The sequence below is a fragment of the Escherichia sp. MOD1-EC7003 genome, assembly GCF_002965065.1.
GTDB lineage: Bacteria > Pseudomonadota > Gammaproteobacteria > Enterobacterales > Enterobacteriaceae > Escherichia.
The window spans coordinates 1-10,756 of sequence record NZ_PTRE01000216.1 but is presented as its reverse complement, the minus strand read 5'-3'; the positions used below and the strand labels follow the sequence as shown (position 1 = coordinate 10,756).

At 48.5% G+C, this 10,756-nt stretch carries 15 protein-coding genes; 6 read left to right on the top strand and 9 right to left on the bottom strand.

Annotation, left to right across the window (positions count from 1 at the left end):
- Positions 1-341 precede the first annotated feature (341 nt).
- On the top strand, positions 342-896 hold the full coding sequence (locus A7090_RS24020) for a gamma carbonic anhydrase family protein (RefSeq protein WP_001286216.1): 555 nt from the start codon (positions 342-344) through the stop codon (positions 894-896).
- Here A7090_RS24020 and A7090_RS24015 read toward each other — a convergent pair.
- The 6 genes from A7090_RS24015 to dprA are packed head-to-tail and all read right to left on the bottom strand — an operon-like array spanning position 872 to position 4,666.
- Positions 872-1,129, bottom strand: a complete 258-nt coding sequence (locus A7090_RS24015; protein WP_105275775.1) for a DUF1488 domain-containing protein — start codon at positions 1,127-1,129, stop codon at positions 872-874. The two genes, A7090_RS24020 and A7090_RS24015, sit on opposite strands and share 25 nt — an antisense overlap.
- Positions 1,126-1,944, bottom strand: a complete 819-nt coding sequence (aroE, locus tag A7090_RS24010; RefSeq protein WP_105275774.1) for a shikimate dehydrogenase — start codon at positions 1,942-1,944, stop codon at positions 1,126-1,128. The genes A7090_RS24015 and aroE overlap by 4 nt, the downstream gene beginning before the upstream one ends.
- 4 nt (positions 1,945-1,948) lie before the next feature.
- Positions 1,949-2,521 (bottom strand): L-threonylcarbamoyladenylate synthase type 1 TsaC, encoded by a 573-nt coding sequence (gene tsaC, locus A7090_RS24005; protein ID WP_105275773.1) that lies wholly within the window; start codon positions 2,519-2,521, stop codon positions 1,949-1,951.
- Between the two features lie 4 nt (positions 2,522-2,525).
- Entirely contained in the window at positions 2,526-3,068 is a 543-nt protein-coding gene (locus A7090_RS24000; protein ID WP_105275772.1) for a DNA topoisomerase family protein, read from the bottom strand.
- Between the two features lie 28 nt (positions 3,069-3,096).
- The gene (gene smg, locus A7090_RS23995) at positions 3,097-3,570 is read right to left on the bottom strand and encodes a DUF494 family protein Smg (RefSeq protein ID WP_071345219.1); all 474 of its coding nucleotides are present in this window, start codon (positions 3,568-3,570) and stop codon (positions 3,097-3,099) included.
- On the bottom strand, positions 3,542-4,666 hold the full coding sequence (dprA, locus tag A7090_RS23990; RefSeq protein WP_105275771.1) for a DNA-protecting protein DprA: 1,125 nt from the start codon (positions 4,664-4,666) through the stop codon (positions 3,542-3,544). Before dprA ends, smg begins: the two co-directional genes overlap by 29 nt.
- Positions 4,667-4,795: 129 nt before the next feature.
- Here dprA and def point away from each other — a divergent pair, with 129 nt between their 5' ends.
- From def to mscL, 5 genes are all read left to right on the top strand, one after another.
- Positions 4,796-5,305 carry a peptide deformylase gene (gene def, locus A7090_RS23985; protein ID WP_105275770.1) on the top strand — a complete coding sequence of 170 codons (510 nt, stop codon included), beginning with the start codon at positions 4,796-4,798 and terminating at the stop codon, positions 5,303-5,305.
- Between the two features lie 14 nt (positions 5,306-5,319).
- The gene (fmt, locus tag A7090_RS23980; RefSeq protein WP_105275769.1) at positions 5,320-6,267 is read left to right on the top strand and encodes a methionyl-tRNA formyltransferase; all 948 of its coding nucleotides are present in this window, start codon (positions 5,320-5,322) and stop codon (positions 6,265-6,267) included.
- Between the two features lie 45 nt (positions 6,268-6,312).
- A complete protein-coding gene (gene rsmB, locus A7090_RS23975; protein ID WP_105275768.1) occupies positions 6,313-7,602 on the top strand; it encodes a 16S rRNA (cytosine(967)-C(5))-methyltransferase RsmB in 1,290 nt (429 codons plus the stop codon).
- 21 nt (positions 7,603-7,623) lie between these two features.
- Positions 7,624-9,000: a Trk system potassium transporter TrkA gene (gene trkA, locus A7090_RS23970; RefSeq protein WP_105275767.1), complete on the top strand. Its 1,377-nt coding sequence runs from the start codon at positions 7,624-7,626 to the stop codon at positions 8,998-9,000.
- Between the two features lie 129 nt (positions 9,001-9,129).
- Positions 9,130-9,540 (top strand): large-conductance mechanosensitive channel protein MscL, encoded by a 411-nt coding sequence (gene mscL / locus A7090_RS23965; RefSeq protein ID WP_000022442.1) that lies wholly within the window; start codon positions 9,130-9,132, stop codon positions 9,538-9,540.
- Here mscL and arfA read toward each other — a convergent pair.
- From arfA to A7090_RS23950, 3 genes are read right to left on the bottom strand one after another with little or no spacing between them, the layout of a single operon-like run.
- Complete coding sequence (gene arfA, locus A7090_RS23960) at positions 9,537-9,755, bottom strand: alternative ribosome-rescue factor ArfA (RefSeq protein ID WP_059222260.1); 219 nt, start codon at positions 9,753-9,755, stop codon at positions 9,537-9,539. The two genes, mscL and arfA, sit on opposite strands and share 4 nt — an antisense overlap.
- 55 nt (positions 9,756-9,810) lie before the next feature.
- A complete protein-coding gene (zntR, locus tag A7090_RS23955; protein WP_105275766.1) occupies positions 9,811-10,236 on the bottom strand; it encodes a Zn(2+)-responsive transcriptional regulator in 426 nt (141 codons plus the stop codon).
- Positions 10,237-10,246: 10 nt separating this feature from the next.
- Complete coding sequence (locus tag A7090_RS23950; protein WP_105275765.1) at positions 10,247-10,615, bottom strand: DnaJ family domain-containing protein; 369 nt, start codon at positions 10,613-10,615, stop codon at positions 10,247-10,249.
- Positions 10,616-10,756: the final 141 nt, after the last annotated feature.

The following is a 10,756-nucleotide window of genomic DNA, read 5'->3' as shown; positions in this document are numbered from 1 at the left end:
ATTGTTAAAGAGCAGTTGCGACGCGGCTTTCAGCTCACTGTCGCGAGGTGGCGTATATTACGCTTTCCTCTTTCAGAGTCAACCCTGAATTTCAGGATTTTTCTCTCTGTTGTTCCGACCATCTTGTGAAGTGTTTCACGTTGTCGTCTCAACGGAGGCGCATTATAGGGATCCCAATTTTTTGCACAAGTACTTTTTTGATCTTTTTTTCTGTTTGTTGTTTTTTCACCCTTTTTGCTGTATTCGCACACAAAACGGTGCTTTTTTGCATACTAAAAGACTTGCTCGGGACCAATAATGCCCCCAAAGTCATTAGTAAATCATTTATTGTTGAGGTAAGTATGTCTGATGTTTTACGCCCATACCGCGATCTTTTTCCACAAATTGGTCAGCGCGTAATGATCGACGATAGCAGCGTCGTGATCGGTGACGTTCGTCTGGCTGATGATGTGGGGATCTGGCCGCTCGTTGTGATTCGTGGAGATGTACATTATGTACAGATCGGCGCACGCACAAATATCCAGGATGGCAGTATGTTGCATGTCACCCATAAATCCTCGTACAACCCAGATGGCAACCCATTAACTATTGGCGAAGATGTCACTGTTGGTCACAAGGTGATGCTCCACGGCTGCACTATTGGTAATCGAGTGTTGGTTGGGATGGGCTCAATTTTACTTGATGGCGCAATAGTAGAAGATGATGTGATGATTGGTGCGGGTAGCCTGGTCCCACAAAATAAACGGCTGGAGAGCGGATATCTGTATCTCGGTAGCCCCGTCAAACAGATCCGCCCGTTAAGTGATGAAGAGAAAGCAGGGTTACGCTATTCCGCGAATAACTACGTGAAATGGAAAGACGAATATCTGGATCAGGGTAACCAGACCCAACCTTGATCATCTTCACTTTGTTTCTGAATTAGTTTTTCCGCTTCTTCTTCCAGGTCCCAGCGATGCTGACGAAAACTCGCTAACCACTGTTCTGGCGTATCTCCAGTAAAACGATACGCCAGACTCTCGCCAGAGATCGCACACATCAGTTGCATACCATTCACGAGAGCGGGAAAACATACACATTTTTTATTCTCGTTCCACTCTTCCCTGTCCGGAAACTGGATGGCCTGATTCACACCGACAGCTCCTGTTGCAATTGTTTAATAACCGGTTCTACATCAGGCAGAACACCATGCCAGAGAAGAAAGGCATGAGCCGCCTGTGCCACCAACATCCCTAAGCCATCAGCATTATGCTTTGAGCCTTGCTGCTCGCACCATGCCAGAAAAGGCGTTTTCCCTTTCTGATAGAACATGTCATAGCAACAAATGCCTGGATGAATAAGCGATGCTGGAATCGCCGGTATATCACCACTGATGCCACTTGATGTTGCATTAATAATGAGATCAAACTCATGACCTTCCAGTTCGTCCATACCCAACGCCTGAATACTGCCAGTGTGCGCAAACAATTTAGCCAACTCTTCCGCGCGGGATACCGTCCGATTGGTGATTGTCACCGCGCAGTCCAGAGAAAGCAGTGGCAATAATACACCACGAGACGCCCCACCAGCGCCGATGAGCAGAATACGTAAACCGGGACGGATAAAAGACAGACGTTCCAGATCGCTTAACAAGCCTACACCATCGGTGTTATCACCCAGCAGGCGTCCATCTTCTAACCGCTTGAGGGTATTAACAGCACCAGCCAACGCTGCCCGTTCAGTAAGCTCATCCGCTCTGGCAAAAGCCTCTTCTTTAAAAGGCACCGTCACATTCGCGCCTTTGCCACCAGCACGAAAGAAAGCGTTCAGTGTGTTGATGAAATCATTAATGGGTGCCAGCACGCGCCCATAGGGATATTCAATATTCAGTTGCTGTGCAAATTGCTGATGTATGAATGGCGATTTGCTGTGGGCTATCGGATTACCAAAAACAGCATAGGTTTCCATTATGTTACCCTTGTCGAAACAGTTCACCCGTCAGGGCATCGCGGATTTCTGAAGGATTTAAACGTCCCCCCGTTTCACCAGGCACAACCGGGAACGACGCGCCAAATTGTGCGCGAACTTCGTCTATTGTTTGACAAGGCGGCAATCCACTCAAGTTGGCACTGGTAGAAACCAGCGGTTTACCATAAGCCTGGCACAAAGCAACTACCAACGCATGGTCGGTGACTCGTACAGCAAGCGAATCAAAGTGGCCCGTCAACCAGCGCGGTGTTGTCGCAGGAGCGGGAAAAACAAAGGTGACAGGGCCTGGCCAGCGAGAAAAAATGGTTTCACGCTGCGCGTCAGTCAGCATGCTGTCATCAATATAGGGTTTAAGCTGCTCGTAATTTGCCGCGATTAAAATCAGCCCCTTATCAACCGGACGCTGTTTTAACTCCAACAGTCGCATCACTGCTGTTTCGCTATCAGGATCGCACCCGACACCGAAAACGGCTTCCGTTGGATAGGCGATTACACGTTCTTCATTAAGGACATCTATCGCAGCTGCGATAGCGTCTCCTTGCAGGTTATTATTCACGTTATTATTCCGCCGAAACCGGCTTTCCACATTGTTTACTGGCACAAAAGTGTTTTACACCCTGCGCGGTTTTCTTTTCGATGAGTAGCGGATAATGACACTCATGGCATTCTCCAGCTATAGGTTTGAAGTTAATGGCAAATTGACATTCCGGGTAGCGATCACAGGAATGAAATGTTTTGCCATAACGGGAGCGGCGCTGGACCAAATGGCCCGTCCGACATTGAGGACAGGTAATTGCCGTTTCGTCTGGTTTATCAATAAGTTCAGTATGCTCGCATGCAGGATAGTTACTACAGCCAATGAACATACCGAAGCGTCCCTGGCGTAACACCAGGTTTGCGCCACATGCAGGGCAAACCTGCCCCTCCAGAACTTTGACGATATGTCCATCCGCTGAAGATTTCAGAGGACGGACGTAGTCACACGCCGGATACTGTGAGCATCCAAGAAACGGACCGTGTTTCCCGGATCGAATAACCAGTTTCGCCCCGCACGTTGGGCAGGGCTCATTATTACGCACCGTGAACAGTGCTGATTTCGCCATAATAACTTATGCTGAATTAAAGAAATGATTAATGCAGCATACCTTCATTCACTTCAAAGAGTAATTCTTCCATTTGCTGGTACGCATTTTCGCAGCCCGGAATATTGAACAACACCATCAGGATTACCCATTTCAGGTCTTCCAGGTCGAACTCTGCGGTATCCAGCGCGAACACTCGCTCTATCACCATTTCACGGGTTTCAAGGTTAAGCACCTGAATTTGCTCAAGGAAAAGCAGAAAACCACGACAGCTGGCATCCAGCCTTTCACACTCTTCAGGGGTATAAATACGCATGGAGAGTGGATCAGAGGCCAGTTGCATCGGTTCTGCCAGTCCTTCCTGATAATCCGCAAGCTTTTCCAGCCAAAGCAGGGCATTGTAGATATCTTCTCGATCAAATCCTGCGTCGGTAAGATCCTGTTCAAGTTTGTCTTGATCCACACGCAACTCAGCTTCTGTGTGAATATAGGTTTCAAACAAATACATTAGTACGTCGAACATGGCATGCCCTCCTCAATCGGACATAGCCGCCGGGTACAGCTGCGATCCATCCTGCTAACTCCAGTTCGAGTAGTTGAGTTACTACCTCTGGCACAGGTTGGCCGGCACGTTCAGCGACGACGTCAACAGGTGTTACCTCATCTCCTACGTTAGCCAGGAGCTCAGGAAATGGCAATGCCACGTCTTCCTGATCTGGTGAATAAAATGAATTTTCAGGGGCGTCTGGCAACCAGTGCAATCCAAATTGCAAGTTTTCCAGAATTTCTTCCGGTTCCGTCACAAGAATCGCACCTTGTTTTATTAACCAGTGAGGCCCTTCGCTTCCCGGATTCCCTAATGGACCCGGCAAGGCAAAAACTTCACGCCCCTGCTCAAGCGCACAACGTGCTGTCACCAGCGAACCACTGCGCAAAGCCGCTTCCACCACCAGTACACCTTTACTTAGACCACTGATAATGCGATTTCTTCGTGGGAAATTGTAAGCAAGGGGAGGAACATCGAGGGGAAATTCCGAGACAAGAGCCCCACCATGTTCAAGCAAACTGGTAGCCAGTCGGGCATGGCGACGCGGATGAATGGTATTAAGTCCATTCCCTAATACAGCAATGCTGACGCCATTTACCTGTAAGGCCGCTTTATGCGCCACACCATCGATTCCACGCGCCAGTCCACTCGTAATTGTCACTCCACGCGTCGCCAGAGTTTCGCAAAATAATCGTCCCCATCGCTCGCCATACCATGAATGCGCCCGACTCCCCACTACGGCAAGCTGAAATGAATGCAGCGCGTGCAGTTCTCCTTCAACAAACAGTGCGCCGGGGTAATCTGTCGTCGCCAGAAGTTGAGGAGGATAAAATTTGCTGTCCGCAGGAATTAAATGATTGTTGGGTTGCTCCAACCAAGAAAGTGAGCTTTCGATACTCTTTCGCGGAAATGAAAGAAAGCGTTGTGCCTGCCGCAATGTAAGCCCAGTTTGCTGCAATACAACCGCATCAATATGCGACTGTTTTGCCAGCCAGTGAGCTATACGGACCATATCATCGCCGTACAAGCTGCTGATGCTCATTAAACGCAGCCAAATTTCTGTATCGACCATCCTTATCTCCCTGCCATAAGCAGCCTTAGCAATCTTTGCGATTGGTCAGTGATGCTGTCAATCAGAGGGGGATTTGTCTAGAATAGAAGAAATAATCTTTCTAACTCCTGAACACATCTCTGGAGATTTATGTCAGTTTTGCAAGTGTTACATATTCCGGACGAGCGGCTTCGCAAAGTTGCTAAACCGGTAGAAGAAGTGAATGCAGAAATTCAGCGTATCGTCGATGATATGTTCGAGACGATGTACGAAGAAGAAGGTATTGGCCTGGCGGCAACCCAGGTCGATATCCATCAACGTATCATTGTTATTGATGTTTCGGAAAACCGTGACGAACGGCTGGTGTTAATCAATCCGGAGCTTTTAGAAAAAAGCGGCGAAACAGGCATTGAAGAAGGATGCCTGTCGATCCCTGAACAACGTGCTTTAGTGCCACGCGCAGAGAAAGTTAAAATTCGCGCCCTGGACCGCGACGGTAAACCATTTGAACTGGAAGCAGAGGGTCTGTTAGCCATCTGTATTCAGCATGAGATGGATCACCTGGTCGGCAAACTGTTTATGGATTATCTGTCACCGCTGAAACAACAACGTATTCGTCAGAAAGTTGAAAAACTGGATCGTCTGAAAGCCCGGGCTTAAGGATAAGAACTAACGTGTCAGAATCACTACGTATTATTTTTGCGGGTACACCTGACTTTGCAGCGCGTCATCTCGACGCGCTGTTGTCTTCTGGTCATAACGTCGTTGGCGTGTTCACCCAGCCAGACCGACCGGCAGGACGCGGTAAAAAACTGATGCCCAGCCCGGTTAAAGTTCTGGCTGAGGAAAAAGGTCTGCCCGTTTTTCAACCGGTTTCCCTGCGTCCACAAGAAAACCAGCAACTGGTCGCCGATCTACAGGCTGATGTTATGGTTGTCGTCGCCTATGGTTTAATTCTGCCGAAAGCTGTGCTGGAGATGCCGCGTCTTGGCTGTATCAACGTTCATGGTTCACTGCTGCCACGCTGGCGCGGTGCTGCACCAATCCAACGCTCACTATGGGCGGGTGATGCAGAAACTGGTGTGACCATTATGCAAATGGATGTTGGTTTAGACACCGGTGACATGCTCTATAAGCTCTCCTGCCCGATTACTGCAGAAGATACCAGTGGTACGCTGTACGACAAGCTGGCAGAGCTTGGCCCACAAGGGCTTATCACCACATTGAAACAACTGGCAGACGGCACGGCGAAACCAGAAGTTCAGGACGAAACTCTTGTCACTTACGCCGAAAAGTTGAGTAAAGAAGAAGCGCGTATTGACTGGTCGCTTTCGGCAGCGCAGCTTGAACGCTGCATTCGCGCTTTCAATCCATGGCCAATGAGCTGGCTGGAAATTGAAGGACAGCCGGTTAAAGTCTGGAAAGCGTCGGTCATTGATACGGCAACCAACGCTGCACCAGGAACGATCCTTGAAGCCAATAAACAAGGCATTCAGGTTGCGACTGGTGGTGGCATCCTGAACCTGCTCTCGTTACAACCTGCGGGTAAGAAAGCGATGAGCGCGCAAGACCTCCTGAATTCTCGTCGGGAATGGTTTGTTCCGGGCAAACGTCTGGCCTGATAGTCCACTCTTCTAAGCCCGGTCTTGCCGGGCATTTTTATACTTATGAAAAAACAACGTAATTTACGTAGCATGGCGGCCCAGGCCGTTGAACAAGTCGTCGAGCAAGGGCAATCATTAAGCAACATTTTGCCACCGCTCCAGCAAAAAGTTTCCGATAAAGACAAAGCTCTTCTTCAAGAGTTGTGCTTTGGCGTACTGCGTACGCTTTCACAGTTAGACTGGCTGATTAATAAATTAATGGCCCGTCCGATGACCGGCAAACAGCGGACCGTGCATTACCTGATTATGGTTGGTTTGTATCAACTGCTTTATACCCGCATTCCACCTCATGCTGCGCTGGCTGAAACGGTTGAAGGGGCTGTCGCAATTAAGCGCCCGCAACTTAAAGGGTTAATTAACGGTGTGTTACGCCAGTTCCAGCGTCAGCAAGAAGAGTTATTAGCCGAGTTTAATGCCAGTGATTCACGTTATCTACATCCTTCCTGGTTGCTGAAGCGTCTGCAAAAAGCGTATCCAGAGCAGTGGCAATCTATCGTTGAAGCCAATAACCAGCGCCCGCCAATGTGGCTGCGCGTTAATCGTACGCATCATTCCCGCGACAGCTGGCTTGCATTGCTGGATGAAGCAGGAATGAAAGGCTTCCCACATACGGATTACCCTGATGCTGTACGGCTGGAAACACCTGCACCTGTTCATGCGTTACCCGGTTTTGAAGACGGATGGGTTACCGTTCAGGATGCATCAGCACAAGGTTGCATGACCTGGCTTGCGCCACAAAACGGTGAACACATTCTGGATCTTTGTGCCGCTCCCGGCGGTAAAACAACGCATATCCTTGAGGTGGCACCAGAAGCACAGGTTCTTGCGGTTGATATTGACGAACCACGCCTCTCTCGCGTTTACGACAATTTAAAACGCCTTGGTATGAAGGCGACTGTGAAACAAGGTGATGGCCGTTCCCCTTCCCAATGGTGTGGCGAGCAACAGTTTGATCGCATTTTATTAGATGCACCTTGTTCGGCAACAGGTGTGATTCGTCGCCATCCGGATATCAAATGGTTACGTCGCGATCGCGATATCCCGGAACTCGCGCAACTGCAGTCTGAAATTCTCGACGCCATCTGGCCGCATTTAAAATCCGGTGGAACTCTGGTCTATGCCACCTGTTCGGTGTTACCGGAAGAGAATAGCCTGCAGATTAAAGCCTTTTTGCAACGTACCACTGATGCCGAACTTTGCGACACTGGAACACCAGAACAACCGGGTAAGCAAAATCTGCCTGGTGCAGAAGAGGGCGACGGCTTCTTTTACGCTAAGCTAATCAAAAAGTGATGAGATAACGGGTCGCGACTGATGAAAATTATCATTCTGGGTGCCGGTCAGGTTGGCGGTACACTGGCGGAAAACCTGGTTGGCGAGAACAACGATATTACTGTTGTCGATACCAACGGTGAACGCCTGCGGACCTTGCAGGATAAATTTGACCTGCGAGTCGTGCAGGGGCATGGCTCTCATCCACGCGTATTGCGGGAGGCTGGGGCCGACGACGCCGATATGCTGGTTGCTGTAACCAGTTCAGATGAAACCAATATGGTTGCCTGCCAGGTAGCCTACTCACTTTTCAACACCCCTAATCGCATCGCTCGTATCCGCTCACAAGACTACGTGCGCGATGCCGATAAGCTATTTCATTCAGATGCTGTACCGATTGATCATCTGATCGCACCAGAGCAGTTGGTCATCGATAATATTTACCGACTGATTGAGTATCCTGGCGCATTGCAGGTGGTGAACTTCGCTGAGGGTAAAGTCAGTCTGGCTGTGGTTAAAGCCTATTATGGCGGCCCGCTGATTGGTAACGCACTTTCGACCATGCGCGAGCATATGCCACATATCGATACTCGAGTAGCGGCCATCTTCCGTCACGATCGCCCCATTCGTCCGCAAGGTTCGACTATTGTTGAAGCTGGTGATGAAGTGTTCTTTATTGCCGCTTCACAGCATATCCGCGCGGTGATGAGTGAATTACAGCGACTGGAAAAACCGTATAAGCGGATCATGCTGGTTGGTGGCGGTAATATCGGTGCAGGGTTGGCGCGTCGTCTGGAAAAAGATTACAGCGTTAAACTCATCGAACGTAATCAGCAACGCGCTGCCGAACTGGCAGAAAAGTTGCAAAATACAATCGTCTTTTTTGGTGATGCATCGGATCAAGAACTGCTGGCCGAAGAACATATCGATCAAGTTGATCTGTTTATTGCCGTCACCAACGATGACGAGGCCAATATCATGTCTGCCATGCTTGCCAAACGTATGGGTGCAAAAAAGGTGATGGTCTTGATCCAGCGTCGCGCTTATGTGGATCTGGTTCAGGGAAGCGTGATCGATATTGCGATTTCACCGCAACAAGCAACTATTTCTGCGTTGCTTAGCCATGTGCGAAAAGCAGATATTGTTGGTGTTTCCTCATTGCGCCGCGGCGTAGCAGAAGCTATTGAAGCCGTTGCTCACGGTGATGAAAGCACCTCACGCGTTGTCGGCAGAGTCATTGATGAAATCAAGCTCCCCCCAGGAACGATTATTGGAGCGGTGGTACGTGGAAACGACGTGATGATTGCCAATGACAATCTGCGCATTGAGCAAGGCGATCACGTAATTATGTTCCTCACAGATAAAAAGTTTATTACCGACGTCGAAAGACTCTTCCAACCAAGCCCTTTCTTTTTGTAATTAATAAGGCGTCTAATGACGCCTTATTATTTCCCTTTGATTATCAAGGATTAATTAAATTCATTCCTGGCAGGAAAATAACTTAACATTTGTTAGACTTATGATTGTCAGCTTCATAGGGAGAATAACATGAGCATTATTAAAGAATTTCGCGAATTTGCGATGCGTGGGAACGTGGTGGATTTGGCGGTGGGTGTCATTATCGGTGCGGCATTTGGGAAGATTGTCTCTTCACTGGTTGCCGATATCATCATGCCGCCTCTGGGCTTATTAATTGGCGGGATCGACTTTAAACAGTTTGCTGTCACTCTACGCGATGCGCAGGGGGATATCCCTGCTGTTGTGATGCATTACGGTGTCTTCATTCAAAACGTCTTTGATTTTCTGATTGTGGCCTTTGCCATCTTTATGGCGATTAAGCTAATCAACAAACTGAATCGGAAAAAAGAAGAACCAGCAGCAGCACCTGCACCAACTAAAGAAGAAGTATTACTGACAGAAATTCGTGATTTGCTGAAAGAGCAGAATAACCGCTCTTAACAAGCGCCTGAAAGCAGAAAGCCAGTGGTAAAAAAGTGATTGACTTTCTTGCCACTGGCCTCCCAGTTCCCCCGATTGCCATGTTTTCCTTTTCGCATGTAACTGCCTTTCCCCTTCTTATTTTTCTCTACGCGCTGTCGGAATAAGGGATCATGTAGTAATGCTTCTATCGCATTATCCTTTATCTGCCCTTTAGTATGCTGATATCGGCTCATAAAAACTCCAGTTGGCTATTTAACGGCGCGAGTGTAATCCTGCCAGTGCAAAAAATCAACAGCCACTCTTAACGCCACTCGCCCCTTGTTCAAGAGCTTCAAGAATCGAGCAATAAACACTGCTATGGGCGGTCCCACAACAGGCATCGTTAAGGCGTTGCAAGGAACGCTGCATACTCTGCAACTCGGCTATCCGTGCTTCGACTTCCTGCAATCTTTCCTGCACAATGCCTTTTGACTCCTGACAGGTATGGTGTTCAGGATCGATACGGATCGACAGCAACTCGCGGATCGACTCCAGACTGAAACCAAGTTGTCTGGCATGGCGGATAAATTTCAATCGCTGGAGATCGCTTTCGGTATACAGGCGAAACCCACCTTCGGTACGCACTTCATGCTCCATCATCTGCTGCTTTTCATAATAACGAATCGTGTCGGGTGTTACTTCCACCATTTTTGCCAGCTCACCAATACGATACATACATACTCCACTAGTTATCGTTGATTTTATTCAACAACTTGTCAGCATAATCGCCGCGTAAAAAATCGGTACTCAATCCAGCTTGTCGCAGCTTTAATTCCAGTAATGACAATCGACGACTAACCTCTTGATATTGTGGATCATCGTGACGGATACCTTTGAGGATATCCAAAAGCTGAATTGCTTCCCTCCGCTGCTCAAGTTCTGGCGGTAAGCAACCGGCATTCTTCAACAAGCGATACCCCGCACGTAACTCAGGCGGCACATGAGAATCATCATCCAGTATCAATGGTTCGCCGCTACCTGCCAGGTTATCAAACTCACCTTTCGCTTGCGCTTCTGATATATGGCGCTCTGCCCACTGGTCAAGTAACCACATAAATACTCCAGGGGATGAACAAAAAGAGTACAGCTATTGTAGATAAGTGGGGATACTACGGGTATAAAAAAACCCGCCGGGGCGCTGAGGGATCCCCATAAATCAGCGCTAATAAACCAACACCATATTCTGGTAGGTTTT

What these genes read in the sequence shown, in the direction of transcription:
- A7090_RS24020 (WP_001286216.1), top strand. Translation starts at nt 342, where the DNA reads ATGTCTGATGTTTTACGCCCATACCGCGATCTTTTTCCACAAATTGGT.
- aroE (WP_105275774.1), bottom strand. Translation starts at nt 1,944, where the DNA reads ATGGAAACCTATGCTGTTTTTGGTAATCCGATAGCCCACAGCAAATCG.
- A7090_RS24000 (WP_105275772.1), bottom strand. Translation starts at nt 3,068, where the DNA reads ATGGCGAAATCAGCACTGTTCACGGTGCGTAATAATGAGCCCTGCCCA.
- smg (WP_071345219.1), bottom strand. Translation starts at nt 3,570, where the DNA reads ATGTTCGACGTACTAATGTATTTGTTTGAAACCTATATTCACACAGAA.
- dprA (WP_105275771.1), bottom strand. Translation starts at nt 4,666, where the DNA reads ATGGTCGATACAGAAATTTGGCTGCGTTTAATGAGCATCAGCAGCTTG.
- def (WP_105275770.1), top strand. Translation starts at nt 4,796, where the DNA reads ATGTCAGTTTTGCAAGTGTTACATATTCCGGACGAGCGGCTTCGCAAA.
- rsmB (WP_105275768.1), top strand. Translation starts at nt 6,313, where the DNA reads ATGAAAAAACAACGTAATTTACGTAGCATGGCGGCCCAGGCCGTTGAA.
- trkA (WP_105275767.1), top strand. Translation starts at nt 7,624, where the DNA reads ATGAAAATTATCATTCTGGGTGCCGGTCAGGTTGGCGGTACACTGGCG.
- mscL (WP_000022442.1), top strand. Translation starts at nt 9,130, where the DNA reads ATGAGCATTATTAAAGAATTTCGCGAATTTGCGATGCGTGGGAACGTG.
- arfA (WP_059222260.1), bottom strand. Translation starts at nt 9,755, where the DNA reads ATGAGCCGATATCAGCATACTAAAGGGCAGATAAAGGATAATGCGATA.
- zntR (WP_105275766.1), bottom strand. Translation starts at nt 10,236, where the DNA reads ATGTATCGTATTGGTGAGCTGGCAAAAATGGTGGAAGTAACACCCGAC.
- A7090_RS23950 (WP_105275765.1), bottom strand. Translation starts at nt 10,615, where the DNA reads ATGTGGTTACTTGACCAGTGGGCAGAGCGCCATATATCAGAAGCGCAA.